Genomic DNA, 18,247 nt, shown 5'->3' with positions numbered 1-18,247 from the left:
CTGTAATTCACGGCCCGGGGCCGACGAGCGCGGCTACCGTCTGGTAACCAACCCGTGGGGTGTCCGTGCGACAGGTGACCGGAGGTGCGATGTCCACGGGTACAGGACGGCTGGCCGTCACTGTTCTCACCGACTCCGATGCATGCGCCGTGCTGCGCGTCAGCGGAGAACTCGACCATGCCTCCGAGGCGGCGTTCCTGTCCAGCACCGGGGCCGTGCTCGCCGACGGCTACCGCTACCTCGTCCTGGACGTGGCAGCGCTCACGTTCTGTGACTCCCGCGGGCTGAACTGCCTGCTCGCGCTGCACTGGCTCCTGCGCCGCCGGGAGGGCACCCTGCTGCTCGCCTGCGCCGGCCGCCGCCTCTCCGACCTGCTCGCCCACACCGGCAGCGACCAGCTCTTCCCCCTCCACGCCACGGTCAGCAAGGCCCTCGCCGCCCTCCCCGAGGCGTACCGCCCCACCTGGCCGCCCGTGGCCACGCGCTAGCGGCCCGGGCCGGCAGGCTGCCCAGGCACAGGTGCGGGCTGCCCTTCGGCGTGGGCGAGTTCCTTGACGCAGGGGGGCCGCCGCTCCTGAGGCACCGCCGGCCACCGCATGGTCCCTGCCGGTCAGGCGGCCGGCCGGGTGCTCCTGGCGTCCAGCGCGGCGTGGAGCCAGTCATGGGTGGCGCCCGGAGTCGGCGCGGCCGGGCCGGTCAGCTCCGCCACGAGCTGCCAGTAGTGGTCGATACGGGGATCGGCGGCGAGCTGTCCGCTGAGTACGCGGCGGAAGGCCGGCGTGTCCCGTGTGCCGCAAGAGCGGGCGTAGGCGTCGACGAAGCAGTCCAGCGCCTCGCCCTCGTAGGGCGCCCGCTGCCCCCGGATGTCGGCGGCGGCCAGCCCGTACGCCTCGATGAGCCCTTCGTAGAGGACGGCCGGGCGGTAGCCCTCGTCGGGGCGGTGCGCCGCGGGCTGCCAGTGCGCGGTGCCGGTGCGGGGGCAGGGACCGGACACGAAGGCGTGCAGCCGGGCGAAGGCCAGTACCTGGTCCGGCGTCGGGTCCGCCGGGGGCTGTGGCACCGCGTGCTCGAGGATCGCGGAAGTCAGCCGGGCCGGGAGCCGCGGGGGCAGCCAGCGCCGCCAGAAGCGGGCCAGCGCGGCCGTGTCGGGCGGTGCCGTCACCGCGCCGATCAGCCGCAGCCGGTCGGCCCGCTCCTCCGGGGCGCAGTCCCGCAGCAGGTGCAGGGCGGCCTCGCGCCAGCGCAGGGCGGCCATGCGCGAGCCGAGCTCCCGGAGCTGCCCCGCGATGACGTCCTCCAGCGCGTCCTCCCGGTCCAGCACCCGGCCGACGTCCGGGACGGGCAGGTCGAGGGTGCGCAGGGAGCGGATGAGCCGGAGCCGGTCGAGCGCCTCGGGGCCGTACCGGCGATGGCCCCCGGCGCTGCGGGCCGCCTCGGGCAGCAGGCCGCGGTCGGAGTAGAAGCGGACGGTCTTGACGGTGACGCCCGCGTGCTCCGCCAGCTCGCCGATGCTCCACATGCCGTCGGCCGCACCGGGCGGCACGGCCCGTGCGGGGACCTCGAAGGACTCGGACGACTCAGCGGTCACGGTTGAACCTCCCTCAGGGGGAGTTCCTACGGTACCCGCGAGCGCGGACGGCCTACGGGGGCGGTCTCGCGGACGCACGGTATGCGAGGAGACCAACATGACGGCATTCATCCTGGTGTCGGGCGCACACACCGGCGACTGGGTATGGGAGGAAGTGGCCGGCCGGCTGCGGGAGTCGGGGGCCGAGGTCCATCCGGTGACGCTGACCGGCATGGGCGACCGCCGCCACCTGGCGGGGCCGAACACGGACCTGGACACACACATCGAGGACGTGGTGGAGCTGATCGACCAGGTGGAAGCCCCCGAGGTGGTGCTCGTCGGCCACTGCTACGGCATCCACCCCGTACTGGGCGCCGCCGGCCGCCGCCCGGAACGGATCGCCCGGATCGTCCACCTCGACGCGGGCCTGCCCCAGGACGGTGACCCCGCCCTCAAGCTGGTACCCGACCAGGCGGTCCGCGACCGGCTGGCGCAGGACGCCGGGCCGGTCGGGCGGACCGGGGACGGCTGGCGGGTCCCGCCGCCACCGCCCGGCGAGTGGCACCGCTGGGGCAGCGTCGCGGGCGTCCCCGAGGCCGCGCTGGCCCGCCTCTCCGAACGCGCCGCACCGCAGCCCGTGCGCACCCTCACCCAGCCGCTCCGGCTGCCGGAGGCGGTCGCCGCACTGCCGACGACCGGCGTCCTGTGCACCGCCAACGGGTCGAGCATCGGCATGGTGGAGACGGTGCTGAGGCTCGGTGACCCCCGCTTCCTGGCGCTGGTCGATCCCCGGGTGACCTTCTTCGAACTGGACACCGGACACTGGCCGATGCTCTCCGTCCCCGGCGAACTGACCGGTGTACTGCTCCGGGCCGCCGCCGGGGAGGGGTACCGGCTGTCGGCGCCGGGCGGCGAGCGGCCCGGCCACCTCCGGGCGTTCCTCCTCGACGTGCCGGAACGGCCGCGTGAGCGGGTGGGGCGGGTCGACCTCTACCTGCCGGACGCCGACGGCCCCCGGCCCGCCGTGGTGTTCGTCCACGGCGGCCCGGTCCCCGCCGGAGCGCGGCCGACGCCACGGGACTGGCCGGCGTTCACCGGCTACGGCCGGTACGTGGCGCAGCTCGGAGCGGTGGGTGTGACGGTGGACCACCGGCTGCACGACCTCACCGACTACGAACGGGCCGCCGAGGACGTCGCCGAGGCCGTCGCCCTCGTACGTGCCGATCCGCGCGTCGACGGGGACCGCGTCGCGCTGTGGTTCTTCTCCGGCGGCGGGCCGCTGTCCGCTGACTGGCTCGCGGCGCCCCCGCCGTGGCTGCGGTGCGTGGCGGCGACCTACCCGATCCTGCTGCCGCCGCCGAGCTGGGGGCTGTCCGGGCCCCGGTTCCGCCCGGCGGACGCGGTGCGCTCGGCGGGCCGGCTGCCCGTCGTGCTGACGCGGGTGGGACTGGAGGTCGCCGAGATCGCGGTCACGGTCGAGGCGTTCCTGACCGCCGCCGAGGAGTGCGGGGCCGATGTCGAGGTGATCGACGTACCGGACGGCCACCACGGGTTCGAGACGCTCGACCACACCGAGCAGGCGCGAGACGCCGTCCGCCACGCGGTCCGTTCCGTACTGGGGCACCTGCGGAGCTGAACGCCACTGCCGGTACCTGTCCGGGTCCGCCCGCGGCCCGTCGATAAGCGCGGCCTATCCGCCGATAACCAAGCCGTCTTTGACGCCTCCCGGGCTCTGCCGGAAGCTGATCGGGTCGGGCCGCCGCTCTCCCGTACGGGCGCGGTGCGGGCCGGCGTCGAAGTGGTACGCGGACGTACCCGGGCAGGGAAAGGTGAGGTCAGGCCATGAGTTCCGACGAGGACCCGACGGACGAGGGGCTGGCGGTCACCCCGCCCAAGACGTGGGCGACCGGGGCGCCGGCCGTGGCGCACGCACTGAAGTACTCCCTCGGCCAGACCTCCGTCCGCCGGACGGCGCTGACCCTGCTGAACATCAACCAGGTCAAGGGGTTCGACTGCCCGGGCTGCGCCTGGCCGGAGCCCGGGCCGGGGAAGCGCCACACGAACGAGTACTGCGAGAACGGCGCCAAGCACATCGCCGACGAGGCGACCTCCCGCCGGATCACCCGCGACTTCTTCCGGCAGCACCCGGTCTCCGAACTGGCCGGCAAGTCCGACTACTGGCTCAACCAGCAGGGCCGCCTCACCGAACCCATGGTCAAGCGGCCCGGCGCCGACCACTACGAACCGATCGGCTGGGACGCGGCCTTCGACCTCCTGGCCACGGAACTGCGCGCCCTGGACTCGCCCGACGAAGCGCTCTTCTACACCTCGGGCCGGCTGAACAACGAGGCGGCGTTCCTCCTCCAGCTGTTCGTCCGCGCCTTCGGCACCAACAACCTGCCGGACTGCTCCAACATGTGCCACGAGTCCAGCGGCACCGCGCTCAACGAGACGCTGGGCATCGGCAAGGGCAGCGTCGGCCTGCAGGACCTCTACGACGCCGACCTGGTCTTCGTCGTCGGGCAGAACCCGGGCACCAACCACCCGCGGATGCTCTCCGCGCTGGAGGAGACCAAGCGCAACGGCGGGCGCGTCATCGCCGTGAACCCGCTGCCCGAAGCGGGCCTGCTGCGGTTCAAGCACCCGCAGAAGGCCCGCGGGGTGATCGGCCGCGGCACCGAGATCGCCGACCGGTTCCTGCAGATCCGCCCCGGCGGCGATCTCGCCCTCTTCCAGGGCCTCAACCGGCTGCTCCTGGAGGCCGAGGACGCCGCGCCGGGCACCGTGCTCGACCACGACTTCATCGAGACGCACACCACCGGCTTCGCCGACTTCGCCGCGCAGGCACGCAAGGTGTCCTGGACCGACGTCCTCGACGCCACCGGACTGACCCGCGAGGAGATCGACCGGGTCCACGCGGACGTCCTGGGCAGCAAGAAGGTCATCGTCTGCTGGGCGATGGGACTCACCCAGCACAAGCACGGCGTGCCCACCATCCGCGAGGTGGTGAACTTCCTGCTGCTCCGCGGCAACATCGGCCGCCCCGGCGCGGGCGTCTGCCCGGTACGCGGCCACAGCAACGTGCAGGGCGACCGCACCATGGGCATCTGGGAGAAGATGCCGCAGTCCTTCCTGGACGCGCTGGAGCGGGAATTCGGCTTCACCCCGCCACAGCACCACGGGCTGGACTCGGTGGACGCGATCCGGGCCATGCGGGACGGCCGCGCGACGTTCTTCCTCGGCGTCGCCGGCAACTTCGTCCGCGCCACCCCTGACAGCGACGTCACCGAGCGGGCCATGCGCAACTGCCGGCTCACCGCGCACATCTCCACCAAGCTGAACCGCTCCCACACCGTCTGCGGTGAGACGGCGCTCATCCTGCCGACGCTCGGCCGCAGCGACCGCGACATCCAGGGCGGCGTCGAGCAGTTCGTCACGGTCGAGGACTCCATGAGCGAGGTGCACGCCTCCCGCGGGCGGCTCGCACCGGCCTCCGAGCACCTGCTCAGCGAGGTCGCCATCATCGGCCGGCTGGCCCGCCGCACCCTCGGCGAGCATCCGGACATCCCCTGGGAGGAGTTCGAGCGGGACTACGGCACCATCCGCGACCGGATCTCCCGTGTCGTCCCCGGCTTCCACGACTTCAACGCCCGCGTCGCCCGGCCCGGCGGCTTCCGGCTGCCGAACCCGGTGAACGAGGGCGTCTTCCCCACCCCCAGCGGCAAGGCCGTCTTCACCCGCAACGCCTTCGAGGCGCCGGAGGTACCGGAGGGCCACCTGCTGCTCCAGACGCTCCGCTCCCACGACCAGTGGAACACCGTCCCGTACGCCATGAACGACCGCTACCGGGGCATCCACAACGCCCGCCGCGTCGTCCTCGTCAACCCCGCCGACCTGGCGGCCCTGGGCCTGGCCGACCGCGACGAGGTGGACCTGGTGAGCGTCTGGCGGGACGGTGCCGAGCGGCGCGCGCCCGCGTTCCGGGTGATCCCGTACCCGACCACGCCGGGTTCCGCCGCCGCCTACTACCCGGAGACCAACGTCCTGGTCCCGCTGGACAGCGTGGCCGACCTCAGCAACACACCGACGTCGAAGAGCGTGGTGGTACGCCTGGAGCCGACCGGGGCCTGATTGGTGCTTCGGCCCTGGCTGAGGTAGACCGGTGCGGTGCTCTTCCGCCAGCTCGAATATCTGGTCGCCCTCTCGCGCGAACGCCACTTCGCGCGCGCCGCGCAGTCCTGCTACGTCTCCCAGCCCGCCCTGTCGGAGGCGATCCGCAAACTGGAGGAGGAGCTCGACGTCCCGCTGATCCGCCGCGGCCGCAAGTACGAGGGGCTCACCCCCGAAGGCGAGCGGGTCGTGCTGTGGGCGCAGCGCATACTGGCGGACCGCGACGCGCTGACGTCCGAGGTGCAGGCGCTGCGCACGGGGCTGAGCGGCGAACTGCGGATCGGCTGCGTCCCCACCGCCTCGGCCGCCGTTGCCCTCCTCGTCGAGCCGTTCTGCGCGGCGCACCCGCTGGTCGACGTGCGCATCGCCTCGGACCTCCGCTCCAGCGACATCCTGGGCCGGCTGGAGAACTTCGAGCTCGACGCCGGCATCACGTACCTGGGCGACGCCCTCTCGGACCAGTTCCGCACCGTGCCGCTCTACCGGGAGCGGTACGTGCTGCTCACCGGCGCGGCGCACCCGCCGGCGGCCTCGGACACGGTGTCCTGGGCGGCGGCCGCCGCCCTCCCGCTGTGTCTGCTCAGCACGGGGATGCAGGGGCGGCGGGTGCTCGACGAGATGTTCGCCGAGGCCGGGGTCCAGGCGGCGCCGCAGGTGGAGACCGACTCGGTCGCCTCCCTGTACGCGCACGTCCGGACCGGCCGGTGGGCCGGCATCCTCCCGCACGCCTGGCTCCGGGTCTTCGACATGCCGCCCGGCATGCGGGCCGTGCCACTCGTGGAACCGGTCCGCACCGCGGCCATCGGTCTGGTCCTCACGGCACGCGAGCCCGGCTCGGTCATGGCCCGCGCGCTGACCGACATCGCCCGCCGCACGGACGTGGCGGCGACGCTCGAATAAGCAGGGGTACCTCTCAGCAGTACTACCTAGCGAATTACGGATTGTTTCGACCGATCGGCAGGCGGAGGGTGAGTCCCGCCCCGCCCGGCCCCCGGCCGGGTGGCACGGCATCCCCCTCGTCACGAAAGGTCCCCCACTCGATGAAGCGCTCCCACCTCGCCGCGCTGCTGCTGGCACTGCCGGCGGCCGTCGTCCCCGCCGCCGGTACCGCGGCCGCCGCGGGCCAGGACGCCGCGCCGCGGCTCGTGACCGTGGAACAGGCTCCGGACAGCAAGGTCATCAAGGGCAACTACATCGTCACCCTCAAGCCGGGCGTGGCACCCGGAGCCCTGGCCGACAGAGCGGACGTCACCACCCGCCACCTCTACAAGAAGGTCCTCAACGGCTTCTCCGCGAAGCTCTCCGCCGACCAGCTCGCCGACCTGCGCAGCGACCCCTCCGTCCAGGCCATCGAGGAGGATCAGAAGGTCACCGCCTCCGCCACGCAGTCCAACGCCACCTGGGGCCTGGACCGGATAGACCAGCGCAACCGCCCGCTGAGCGGCACCTACACCTACAACCGCAACGGCTCGGGCGTCACCGCGTACATCATCGACACCGGCATCGACGCCGGCCACCCCGACTTCGGCGGCCGGGCCCGTAACGTGTACGACGCGTTCGGCGGCAACGGGCAGGACTGCAACGGGCACGGCACGCACGTGGCAGGTACGGTGGGCAGCACCACGTACGGCGTCGCCAAGGGCGTGGCGCTGCGCGGCGTCCGCGTCCTGGACTGCAACGGGTCGGGCTCCTACTCGGGCATCATCGCGGGCTTCGACTGGGTCCGTACCAACGCCACGAAGCCCGCCGTCGCCAACGCCTCGCTCGGCGGCGGCTACTCCTCCGCCGTGAACGACGCGGCCGCGGCCCTGAACAACTCCGGTGTCTTCCTCTCCGTCGCCGCCGGCAACGACAACGCGGACGCCTGCAACACCTCGCCCGCCAGTGCTCCGGGAGTCATCAGCATCGCGGCCTCGGACAGCTCCGACCGCAAGGCGTCGTTCAGCAACTACGGCAGCTGCACGGACCTGTTCGCGCCCGGCGTCTCCATCACCTCCACCCGCCTCGGCGGCGGCACCACCCAGATGAGCGGCACCTCGATGGCCTCCCCGCACGTGGCCGGCGTGGCCGCCCTCTACAAGTCGAGCAAGGGCGACGCGTCGTCCTCGACCGTCAACAACTGGCTGATCACCAATGCCACGGCCAACGTGATCAGCAACCCGAGCGGTACCCCGAACCGCCTGCTCTTCAAGTCCGACCTCTGACCTTCGGACTGAAGAGCCGCGCCGGAGCCGCCACTTCCACGGGGGAGGGGCGGCTCCGGCCGCGATGTCCGCGGGGCGTCGGGGCGCCCCCTGGCCTGGGCTCCCGCGGTGGGGCCCGTACTCTTTCCGCAGTCAGGGAAGGGGGCCGGATGGACCGGAACGTGCGCACGGTCGACGACGTACTGAAGCTGATGGACGGCCTGTTCGCGCCGGCGGCCGACCGCTGGACGAGCGGCGGGGCCGACTGGTGGGACGACTTCTACACCGACCGCTCCCGGCCCGTGCCGTTCTTCGTGGCGAAGCCGGACGAGAACCTCGCCGCGTACCTCACGCGGCACCGGCTCGCCCCGGGGCGGGCCCTCGACCTCGGCTGCGGCCCCGGCCGCAACGCCCTCCACCTGGCCGCGGCGGGCTTCCAGGTGGACGCCGTCGACCTCTCCCCGGCAGCCGTCGGCTGGGCACGGGAGCGCGCCCGCGAGGCCGGTGCCGACATCCGGTTCCTGCAAGGCGACGCCTTCGCGCTCACCGCCGAACTCGGCGGGCCCTACGACCTGATCTACGACTCCGGCTGCTTCCACCACCTGCCGCCGCACCGCCGCATCAGCTACCTCGCCCTCCTGGAGCGGACCCTCGCCCCCGGCGGCCACTTCGCCCTCGCCTGCTTCGCGGCCGGCGGAATGGGCTCCGAGCTGTCCGACGCCGAGCTGTACCGCAGCTCCGAGCTGCACGGCGGGCTCGCCTACACGCCGGAATCGCTGCGCCGGATCTTCTCCGGCCTCACCGAAGTGGAACTCCGGCGGATGCACGACGAGCCGGACGACTCCCCGTACTTCGGCGAACCCTTCCTCTGGACGGCACTCTTCCGCCGCGACGCCTAGCCGGAGGCCGGTACGCACCCGGCTTCCGGCCGAGGTCAGCTGCGCACGCGCTGCGTGACCGCGATGCAGCCGAGGACGATCAGCGCCGCGACGGGAGTGAGCGGGGAGAGCTCCTCCCCCAGGAGCAGGACCGACCAGACGAGGGTGATCAGGGGCTGGGCCAGCTGGATCTGGCTCGCCTTGGGGACTCCGATGACGGCCATGCCGCGGTACCACATGACGAATCCGCCGAACTGTGAGACGGCGGCGATGTAGGCCATGCCGACGACCGCCTTGCCGGTCAGCTGTACCGGCTCGGCGGGCAGGGCGAAGGCGGTGACCAGGGCCGACACCGGCAGCGCCGCGACGACGCCCCAGGCGATGACCTGCCAGCCGGGCATGTGGGACGCGAGCCGGCCGCCCTGCGCGTACCCGGCGGCGCACACCAGCAGGGCGCCGAAGAGGTACGCGTCGCCGAGCGTCGGCAGGCCGTGATTCTGCTGGAGGGTGAAGGCGGCCACGGCGAGCGCGCCGGCCCCGGCCGCGGTCCAGAAGGCCCGCGAGGGACGCCGGCCGGTCAGCGCGGCGGAGGCGGCGGCGGTGGCCAGCGGCAGCATGCCGATGACGACGGCCGAGTGCGCGGTGGTGGACGTCTGCAGGGCCAGGGTGCTCAGCAACGGGAAGCCGATGGCGCAGCCGGCGGCCACCGTGAGCAGGCCGGGCCAGTGCTGCCGCCCGGGCACCGGTACCCGGGCCCCGAACAGGCAGGCCGCGGCGAGGAGGCCCGCGAGCACGCCACGTACGCCGGTCGCCGACCAGGGACCGAAGCCGTCCAGGGCCCACACGGTGGCCGGGAGGCTGAAGGAGAAGGACAGGACGCCGAGCGCGGCCAGGACAGTACCGGTACGGGTAACGCTGCTGACTGCTATCGCCGAGGACTGAGTAGCGCTATCTTGTATCGTCATGAAAGACAGTAGCAGTGTGAACCAGCTGGCCACGACCTTGCGTAAAGAGCTGGACCGCTACTCGGAAGGGGAGAAGCTCCCGTCCAGCAGAGCGCTGGTGACGCGGCACCAGGTCAGTCCGGTGACGGTCTCCCGGGCGATCGCAGCGCTCGCCGCCGAAGGACTCGTCACCTCCCGGCCCGGCGCCGGTGTCTTCAAGGCCGCCGCCCGCCGCCACACGGGCGCCCTCGGCGACGTCTCCTGGCAGGAGGTGGCCCTGAGCGCCGACCCGCCGCACGCCGCCATCGACGCGGGCCCCCGCGGTACCGACGCCGCCGGGGTCCTCGCCACCCTCACCGCCCCGCCGCCCGAGGTCATCGACCTCAACGGCGGCTACCTGCACGCGGCGCTCCAGCCGGAACGCGCCCTGGCCGCCGCCCTGGCCCGGGCGGGCCGCAGGCCCGGCACCTGGTCCCGGCCCCCGGTGGAAGGCCTGGCCGAGCTGCGGGACTGGTTCGCCCGCGACATCGGCGGACCGGCCGGCCCGCTCGACGCCTCCGACGTCCTGATCACCGCCGGGGGACAGGGCGCGCTCACCACCGCCCTGCGGGCCCTGGCAGCACCCGGCTCCGCCGTCCTCGTCGAATCGCCCACGTACCCCGGCATGCTCGCCGTCGCCCGCGCCGCCGGACTGCGCCCCGTACCGGTACCGGTCGACGCCGACGGCGTGCGCACCGACCTGCTCGCCGAGGCGTTCGCGGCGACCAGGGCCCGGGTGTTCGTCTGCCAGCCGCTGTTCCACAACCCCACCGGCGCCGTCCTGTCCGCGCAACGACGGCCCGACGTGCTCGCCGTCGCCCGCGCGTCGGGCGCCTTCGTCGTCGAGGACGACTTCGCCCGCCGCCTGGCGCACGCCGACGCCCCGGCCCTGCCGCTCCCGCTGGCCGCCGACGACCCGGACGGCGTCGTCGTCCACGTCCGCTCGCTGACCAAGGCGGCCTCGCCCAGCCTGCGCATCGGCGCGCTGACCGCCCGCGGTCCGGCTCTGGAGCGGCTGCGCGCCATCCAGGTCGTCGACAGCTTCTTCGTCCCCCGCCCACTCCAGGAAACCGCACTCGAACTGGTCGGTTCGCCCGCCTGGACCCGTCATCTGCGGGTGCTCTCCGCCGCTCTGCGCGAGCGCCGGACCGCCCTGCTCACCGCGCTGGGCAGCGCACTGCCCACGCTCCTGCCGCAGCAGCCGCCGCGCGGCGGATACCACCTGTGGCTGCGGCTGCCCGACGGCACCGACGAGCACGCCGTCACCGCGACGGCCCTGCGCCACGGCGTGGCGGTCACCGCGGGCGGCCCGTACTTCACCGCCGAAGCACCGGCGCCCCACCTCCGCCTGAGCTACGTCAGCGCGTCCGGTACCGCGCAGCTGGAGGAAGGCGTTGGGCGGCTCCACCGGGCCCTCGCCGAGAACTCCGCACTCCCGGCGTGACGGGCCCCCACCGGGCCGGAGTCCGGGCTCAGCCGTCAGGTCCCCGCGTTGCCCCGCAGTTCTTCCACGGCGGTGCGGGCCGCCGCGCCGATGACCGCGTCGGCGCGGGGCAGGGTGCTGTCGGCGCGGGCCGCCTGGGTGAAGACCACGGCGGTGTACGCGCTGCCGTCCGCGAGCTCGACCACCCCGGCCTCGTGCCGCATCGCGCCGAACGTGCCGGTCTTCCCCGAGACGGTCACGTCGTCGTACGGGAACCCGGAGGCCAGCCGGTGCCGCCACGGCTGCTTGCCCATGACCTCCCGCATGAACGCACAGCGCTCCGGAGAGGCCGCCTCCCCGGTCCAGATCGCCCGCAGCAGCCGCGCCATGTCCGTGGGCGTGGTGGACGCCTTCGAGACCGGGTCGTACACATCGGCGGGCACGGTCGTGTCGTTGCTGGAGATGCGCTCCATGGCGGCCGCCAGCGACTCGGTGCCGGTCTCGGTGACCAGCTGCCGCCAGGTCCCCGCGACACCGCCCAGGATGCGGGTGTCCGGCAGGCCGAGCTCGCGGCACATCTCGTCGACCGCCGTCGTGCCGACCGCGCGGAGCACCGCGTCGGCCGCCGTGTTGTCGGAGATGGTCATCATCAGGACGACCAGGTCGCGCAGCGACATGGAGACGGCGTCCCGCAGGATGGAGATGCCGGTGGGCCCGGCGATCCGGTGCGGCGGCTCCAGGGTCAGCCGCCGGCGCGGGTCGACCGCGCCGGCGTCCGCCAGCCGGCAGAACGCGACCATCAGCGGCACCTTGTAGACGGAGCCCATGGGCACCGGCTCGTCCGGGTCGACGGTCACCCGTGCCTCGGGACGGCCCACCTCCGCCACGTGCAGCCAGCCGCGCACACCGGCGTCGGCGAACATCTCGCGCAGCGTGCGTTCCACACCGCTGCCGCGCCGCGCCGCGCTCACTTCGCCGCCTGCCGGGCGAGCGTGTCCACCAGCAGCTGAGCGGTGTCCGCCGTCTCCGCTGCGTCGGGCCGCCGCGGGTCCCACACCACCCGCAGCCGCAGCGGCAGCGCCGGGTCGGTGGCCCGGCGCCGCTCGACGCCCTCGGCGGTCAGCGTCTCGTCGGCGGTGACCAGTACCGCCTGCCCGGCCGCGACGAGCGCGAGACCGGCGCGCTCGTCGGACACCACGACGGTCTCCACCCGCCGCCCCCGGCTGGCGAGGGTGTCGACGAACAGGTCATGGGCGGCGGGCGCCTCCTCCCGCGGCCGTACGGCGACGGGCAGCCGCCGGGACGCACCGCCGGACCCCCTGCCGTCGTAGCCCTCGGGAGAGAGGACCCAGGTCGGGAAGAGCACCACCCGTCCGGCGTCCAGGCCGTGCAGCACCGCCGGGTGCCGGATCACGGCGAGGTCGAGCCGGCCGGCGGCGACGTCGGACAGCAGCGCGGCGGTCGGCGCGGTCACCACCCCTATCCGGCTCTGCTCCCCGGCCCGCACCGGCGCGGCCGCCACGGCCGCCGCGAGCCACGCGGGCACCTCGGGCGCCAGGCCGAGCCGGAGCCGGCGGCCGTCGGCGTGCTCCCGCGCGCCGATCTCCCGCAGTTCGGAGAGCGCGGCGAGCGCCTTGCGCGCGTGCGGCAGCAGCAGGGAACCCTCGTCCGTCAGGGCGACGCCCCGGTTGCGCTCGAAGAGGCGTACGCCGAGCAGTGCCTCCAGCCGGCGCAGCCCCTGCGACAGGGGCGGCTGGGTGATCCCCACCCGCTGGGCGGCGGCGCCGAAGTGCTGCTCCTCCGCCAGCGCGACGAAGATTTCCAGGTGCCGTTCCGTCAGCATTCCAGTCCTGTGGTGCGGTGATATCCCGAGTGAATCGGCCTTAGGCCAAAAGCATATTCGACATGTGCGTCGGCCACCGGTTGACTCCGAGGCGACGCCAGGGGGCGGCGGTCCGCGCTCGTCGTGGCTGTCCTGGCATACCTGACGGGAGGCACCATGACGTACGCGAATTTCCCCGGCGGGCCGGTTCTCCCCGGTCGGCGGCGCGGGAACCGGCGGGTGTACGGCGCCCTCGCCGCCGTCCTGCTTCTCGGCGGCGGGGGCTGGGCCGGCTACCACTTCCTGCTGGCGGACAGGGGCGCGAAGGACCCCCAGGTGATCGCCGCCACGTCCCGCTTCGAGGCGTTCGCCGGGGCATGGGAGGCGGGCGAGGCACGCAAGGCCGCCACGTACACCGACTCGCCGGACGCCGCCGCTTCGCTCCTCACCTCGGTCATGACGAACCTCGCACCGTCCTCGACCGAGATCACTCCCGGCGCCGGCGAGAAGGAGCGGGACGGGGAAGTGCGCCTCCCCTTCACGGTGGACATGAGGATTCCGGGCGCCGGCGCGGTGACCTGGAAGACGCAGGCCCAGCTGCGGCAGCGGTCCGGCACATGGACGGTGCTGTTCACGACGCCGATGGTCCACCCGGAGATGAAGCCGGGCCAGAGCCTCGCCCTGAAGAACCGGAACACCCGCGCGAAAGTCCTCGACAAGAACGGCGATCCGCTGGCGGCCGCCTCCCTCGTCGGCTCCGTGGACGAGGCCACCGGAAAGGGAACGTCCGGGCTGGAAGCCCGCTATGACGCACAGCTCTCCGGAGGAAAGGGGCCGCGGAAATCCGTGGTGGTCGTGGACCGCCACAGCGGACAGGCCGTGAAAACCCTCACCGCGGTGAAGGCCACCAAGGGCCGGCCCGTGCGGACCACCGTCGACCCGCGCATTCAGCGGGCGGCTGCCGAGGCACTTTCCGGGGTGCGGAAAAGGGCGGCGATCGTCGCCGTCGACCCGCGCAACGGCCATGTCCTCGCCGCCGCCAACAAACCCGGCGGACTCAACCGCGCACTGGCCGGACGGTATCCGCCCGGTTCCACCTTCAAGGTCGTCACCGCCGCGGCGCTGCTCGAAGCGGGACGGAAGCCGGCCGACCCCGCGGAGTGCCCGAAATTCGCCCGGGTCGACGGCCAGCGATTCGAGAACCAGGACCAGTTCGAACTGCCGGACGGCGCCACGTTCAAGGACGCCTTCGCGAAGTCCTGCAACACCTTCTTCGTCAATTCCCGCACCGATCTCTCCGCCTCGTCCCTGCGGGACGCCGCGCGGGCTTTCGGCATCGGCGGCAGCTGGGACGTGGGCACCACGACCTACGACGGCAGCGTGCCCGTGAACACGAGCGACAACGACAAGGCCGCCGCCGCCATCGGCCAGGCCCGTGTCCAGGCCTCGCCGCTGGTGATGGCGTCCGTCGCGGCCACGGTGAAGAACGGCACGTTCGAGCAGCCGGTACTGGTACCGGACGCGGTGCAGCGGAAATACCGGGCCCCCGGAAAGCTGGACGCCCAGGTGGTCGCCGATCTGCGCGACATGATGCGCGCGACGGTCACCTCGGGTTCGGGCCACGCACTGAAAGACCTGCCGGGCCGCCCGTACGCGAAGTCCGGTACCGCGGAATTCGGCACCGAGAACCCGCCGCGCACCCACGCCTGGATGATCGGCTACCAGGGCGATTCCGATCTCGCCTGGGCCGTCCTCCTGGAGGACGGCGGCTCCGGCGGCGCGGACGCGGGCCCGGTCGCGGCACGGTTCCTGAAGAACACGGAGAATTCGTGAGAAACAGAGGAGAGAACAGGAAAGTGGAGACCACAGCAACGCGTCCGACCCGCCGCACGGTACTTGCCCTCGGTGCGGGAACGGCCCTGGCCGCCGCCCTTTCCGCGAGCGGTACGGCAACCGCCGCCACCCCACGCGGAACGGACGTCACCCGGCAGCTGCGGAGCCTCGAACAGGAACACGCGGCCCGGCTCGGCGTGTTCGCCCGCAACATGGCGACGGGCGAGACGGTGCGGTACCGCGCCGACGAGCGCTTCCCGATGTGCTCCGTGTTCAAGGGGCTCGCGGCCGCCGCGGTCCTGCGGGACCTCGACCGCGACGGCGAATTCCTCGCCGAGCGCATCCACTACACCGAAGCCGAGGTCAGGAAAGCGGGATACGCCCCGGTCACCGGGGAGCCCGGGAACATCGCGAACGGCCTGACCGTCGAGGAGCTGTGCGCCGCGGCGGTCAGCCACAGCGACAACGCCGCGGCCAACCTCCTCCTCCGCGAACTGGGCGGACCGACGGCCGTCACCCGGTTCTGCCGCTCGATCGGCGACGGCACGACCCGGCTGGACCGGTGGGAGCCCGAACTGAACTCCGCTGAACCCTGGCGGCTGACCGACACCACCAGCCCCCGGGCCGTCGGGACGTCCTACGCCCGGCTCGTCCTCGGCCGCGCGCTGACCCCGCCGGACCGCAAGCGGCTGACCGGCTGGCTGACCGCCAACACGACCAACACCGAGCGCTTCCGCAAGGGCCTGCCGGCCGACTGGACCCTGGCGGACAAGACCGGCGGCGGCAGCGAGTACGGCGTCGCCAACGACGTGGGCGTGGTCTGGCCTCCCGGCCGGTCACCGCTCGTCCTGTCCGTGCTCTCCACCACGTACGACCCCGCGGGCCCTTCGGACAACCAGCTGGTCGCCGAGACCGCGAGGCTGGTCGCCGGCTCGCTCACCTGAGGCCCCGCTTCCGCCGGAACCTGACCGACTCCGTACCGGATCTGCCCCTACGGCCATGGTCCGCCGGTCATTCGTGTCCTCAGCCGGTCATTCGTGTCCTACATGACCGGTTCGGGCCAAAGGTTCCGTACGGCCTCCGATCACCGCGGCCAAGGCGGCAGGTCGGCGGCCGGGCGCCGGCCGTCTCCCCCTACCTCGCCGCCACCCGCCGCGACCGCGAGGCGAAGGCCAGGGAGGGGCTGGGGGAGCAGGCCTACGAGCGGGCCTTCGCGGACGGCGCGCCCGGATGGAAACCGACGAGGGCTACGCCCGCGCCACCGGCCTGGCCGCGGTCAGGTGACGTCGGCCGCGTCCAGCCGGTACAGCGTCTGCCCGGAGCCGCTGCCGCCGTACTCGGACGCCTTCACCGCCGTGCCGTGCTTCTTCACCCAGGCGTTGACCTCGGTGGAGAGGCTGTTGCCGGCACCGGGGCCGCCGCCCATGCCGCCACCGACGATCACGTAGTGCAGTTCGCCGGCCTTGACCAGTGACTTCAGCGTGGCCACGGTCATGGCCCGGTCCGAGCCGGTGAAGCCCCACATCGAGAGCACGGGCTGCTTGCTGCTGAGGATCATGGACGCGGCGCTCTGGGAGTTGGCGACGGCGGCGAGCCAGGTGGCGCCGTCCCGGTGCCGTTCCAGGTAGGAGAGCATCGTGCTGTCCGCGCCGCCCATGCCGCCGGGACCGCCGCCCTGGCCGCCGCCGCGGCGGGCGGTGCCGCCCGAGTCGCCGGAGGTGCCGGCACCCGAAGCGGGGCCGCCGGACGGCGGGGTCATGGCGCCGCCCGGCACACCGCCCTCGGCGCCACCGGGCATGCGGCCCTTCGCGCCCGGGGGAGGTCCGCCGCGGCCGCCGCCCGGCCCGCCCGTGCCGCCGGTCGACGGGCCCGCGGTCGGGTTGACCCCGCCCATGCCGCCGCCACCGGAGGAGGCGGGTACGGAGACCGCGTACGCCGTCGGTCCGGCCAGCGCGGCCAGGACGGCCACGACGAGCGACACCGCGAGCAGCTTCGTGCGCCGTACCGCGCCGGGGCCGGCCGGCGTGCGGAAGGCGAGGAGCCCGGCCAGCGCGGCGAGCGTCAGGACCACGACGACGGGGACGAGCCAGCCGTTCCAGTCCGCGGCGCGGCGCAGCAGGACGACCGCCCACGCCGCCGTCACGGCCAGCGCGGCGGGCAGGACCCAGATCCAGCGGCGGTTGTCGCGGAAGGCCCGGAACAGCAGCGCGCCGCCACCGCCGCACAGCGCCGCGATGCCCGGGGCCAGCGCCGTCGTGTAGTAGGGGTGCACGGTGCCTTCGGACAGGCTGAACACCAGGTAGTGGAGTACGGTCCAGCCGCCCCACATCAGCAGTGAGGCGCGCACGGCGTCGGTGCGGGGTGCCCGGCCGCGCAGTACCAGCCCGGCGGCCAGGGCGATACCCGCGAAGGGGAGCAGCCAGGAGATCTGGCCGCCCAGCGTCTCGTTGAACATCCGGCCCCAGCCGGCGGCCCCGGAGAAGCCGCCGCCGCCTCCGCCGCCCCCGCCGTTGCCCTCGCCGCCGAGGACACGGCCGAGGCCGTTGTAGCCGAGGATCAGGTCCCAGGCGGTGCCGTCCGTCGAGCCGCCGATGTAGGGCCGGCTGCCGGCGGGCCAGAGCTGTACGGCCAGTGCCCACCAGCCGCTGGCCGCCACCAGGGCGACACCGGCGAGCAGCAGGTTGCGGAGCCGCTCGGCGAGGCCGAGGCCGGCCGCGTACAGGTACACCGCCGCGATGGCGGGCACGACGATGTACGCCTGGAGCATCTTGGTGTGGAAGGCCAGCCCGAGCGCGACGGCCGTGCCGAGCAGCGGCAGGAGCCTGCCGGTGCGTATCGCGCGCAGCGCGAGCACGGTGCCGGTGAGCATCAGGAACACCAGCAGCGGGTCGGGGTTGTTGTCCCGGGTGATGGCCACGGTGATGGGCGTGAGCGCCAGGATGAACGCGGTGACCGCCGCGGCGCCGTGCCCGAACACCCGCTTGACCGCGGTGTGCAGCACGGCGATCGAGCCGAGCGCCGCTCCGGTCATCGGCAGCAGCATCTGCCAGGTGCCGTAGCCGAGGACGCGGCAGGACAGGCCCATCACCATCAGGGCGAACGGCGGCTTGTCGACGGTCAGGAAGTTCCCGGCGTCGAGGGAGCCGAAGAACCACGCCTTCCAGCTCTGCGTGCCGCTGTAGACGGCGGCGGAGTAGAAGCTGTTGAGGTCACCGGCCGAGGTGGACCAGCAGTACAGGAGCGCGGCGACGAGAAGCGCGGCCCACAGCGCGGGGCGCGACCAGCGGGGTTCGTCCCGGCGGCCGAGCAGGAACGCTGCCGGCCGGGCCCGCGGCGGTGCGGGCGGGACGGTGGGAACGGGAGGGGCGGTCATGGCGGGAGGCTCTTC

At 73.4% G+C, this 18,247-nt stretch carries 14 protein-coding genes; 9 read left to right on the top strand and 5 right to left on the bottom strand.

Annotated elements, in window-relative coordinates:
• Positions 1-89 precede the first annotated feature (89 nt).
• Positions 90-488, top strand: a complete 399-nt coding sequence (locus tag AAC944_RS03480; protein ID WP_030606677.1) for an STAS domain-containing protein — start codon at positions 90-92, stop codon at positions 486-488.
• A 122-nt stretch (positions 489-610) separates the two neighbouring features.
• On the opposite strand, the gene AAC944_RS03475 is transcribed toward AAC944_RS03480, so the two are convergent.
• Positions 611-1,519: a MerR family transcriptional regulator gene (locus AAC944_RS03475; protein ID WP_030606680.1), complete on the bottom strand. Its 909-nt coding sequence runs from the start codon at positions 1,517-1,519 to the stop codon at positions 611-613.
• 166 nt (positions 1,520-1,685) lie between these two features.
• Between AAC944_RS03475 and AAC944_RS03470 the strand changes: the two genes are divergently transcribed.
• The 5 genes from AAC944_RS03470 to AAC944_RS03450 all read left to right on the top strand — a co-directional run bounded on the left by AAC944_RS03470 (position 1,686) and on the right by AAC944_RS03450 (position 8,819).
• A complete protein-coding gene (locus AAC944_RS03470; protein WP_030606682.1) occupies positions 1,686-3,203 on the top strand; it encodes an alpha/beta hydrolase family protein in 1,518 nt (505 codons plus the stop codon).
• 206 nt (positions 3,204-3,409) lie between these two features.
• Entirely contained in the window at positions 3,410-5,698 is a 2,289-nt protein-coding gene (locus tag AAC944_RS03465; RefSeq protein WP_030606684.1) for an FdhF/YdeP family oxidoreductase, read from the top strand.
• 36 nt (positions 5,699-5,734) lie between these two features.
• On the top strand, positions 5,735-6,637 hold the full coding sequence (locus AAC944_RS03460; protein WP_030606685.1) for a LysR family transcriptional regulator: 903 nt from the start codon (positions 5,735-5,737) through the stop codon (positions 6,635-6,637).
• A 140-nt stretch (positions 6,638-6,777) separates the two neighbouring features.
• A complete protein-coding gene (locus AAC944_RS03455) occupies positions 6,778-7,941 on the top strand; it encodes a S8 family peptidase (protein WP_030606687.1) in 1,164 nt (387 codons plus the stop codon).
• Positions 7,942-8,090: 149 nt separating this feature from the next.
• Positions 8,091-8,819, top strand: a complete 729-nt coding sequence (locus AAC944_RS03450; RefSeq protein WP_030606689.1) for a class I SAM-dependent methyltransferase — start codon at positions 8,091-8,093, stop codon at positions 8,817-8,819.
• A gap of 35 nt (positions 8,820-8,854) precedes the next feature.
• Here AAC944_RS03450 and AAC944_RS03445 read toward each other — a convergent pair whose 3' ends face one another.
• Positions 8,855-9,763, bottom strand: a complete 909-nt coding sequence (locus tag AAC944_RS03445) for a DMT family transporter (RefSeq protein ID WP_030606690.1) — start codon at positions 9,761-9,763, stop codon at positions 8,855-8,857.
• On the opposite strand from AAC944_RS03445, the gene AAC944_RS03440 reads away from it, so the two are divergent.
• The gene (locus AAC944_RS03440) at positions 9,762-11,225 is read left to right on the top strand and encodes an aminotransferase-like domain-containing protein (RefSeq protein WP_030606692.1); all 1,464 of its coding nucleotides are present in this window, start codon (positions 9,762-9,764) and stop codon (positions 11,223-11,225) included. The two genes, AAC944_RS03445 and AAC944_RS03440, sit on opposite strands and share 2 nt — an antisense overlap.
• Before the next feature lie 35 nt (positions 11,226-11,260).
• Here the strand turns inward: AAC944_RS03440 and AAC944_RS03435 are convergent, their stop codons facing one another.
• Both AAC944_RS03435 and AAC944_RS03430 read right to left on the bottom strand, forming a co-directional pair.
• Positions 11,261-12,175, bottom strand: a complete 915-nt coding sequence (locus tag AAC944_RS03435; RefSeq protein WP_037771020.1) for a serine hydrolase — start codon at positions 12,173-12,175, stop codon at positions 11,261-11,263.
• Positions 12,172-13,047: a LysR family transcriptional regulator gene (locus AAC944_RS03430; protein WP_030606698.1), complete on the bottom strand. Its 876-nt coding sequence runs from the start codon at positions 13,045-13,047 to the stop codon at positions 12,172-12,174. The genes AAC944_RS03435 and AAC944_RS03430 overlap by 4 nt, the downstream gene beginning before the upstream one ends.
• Before the next feature lie 156 nt (positions 13,048-13,203).
• Between AAC944_RS03430 and AAC944_RS03425 the strand changes: the two genes are divergently transcribed.
• The gene (locus tag AAC944_RS03425; protein ID WP_030606701.1) at positions 13,204-14,859 is read left to right on the top strand and encodes a penicillin-binding transpeptidase domain-containing protein; all 1,656 of its coding nucleotides are present in this window, start codon (positions 13,204-13,206) and stop codon (positions 14,857-14,859) included.
• A 23-nt stretch (positions 14,860-14,882) separates the two neighbouring features.
• Positions 14,883-15,803: a class A beta-lactamase gene (gene bla, locus AAC944_RS03420; protein ID WP_030606704.1), complete on the top strand. Its 921-nt coding sequence runs from the start codon at positions 14,883-14,885 to the stop codon at positions 15,801-15,803.
• A 332-nt stretch (positions 15,804-16,135) separates the two neighbouring features.
• On the opposite strand, the gene AAC944_RS03415 is transcribed toward bla, so the two are convergent.
• Complete coding sequence (locus AAC944_RS03415; RefSeq protein WP_037771022.1) at positions 16,136-18,232, bottom strand: ArnT family glycosyltransferase; 2,097 nt, start codon at positions 18,230-18,232, stop codon at positions 16,136-16,138.
• Positions 18,233-18,247 lie beyond the last annotated feature (15 nt).

The sequence above is a fragment of the Streptomyces sclerotialus genome (assembly GCF_040907265.1).
GTDB lineage: Bacteria > Actinomycetota > Actinomycetes > Streptomycetales > Streptomycetaceae > Streptomyces > Streptomyces sclerotialus.
Note: the sequence above shows the minus strand (reverse complement) of the source record. Positions and strands in the feature narration are given on the sequence as shown.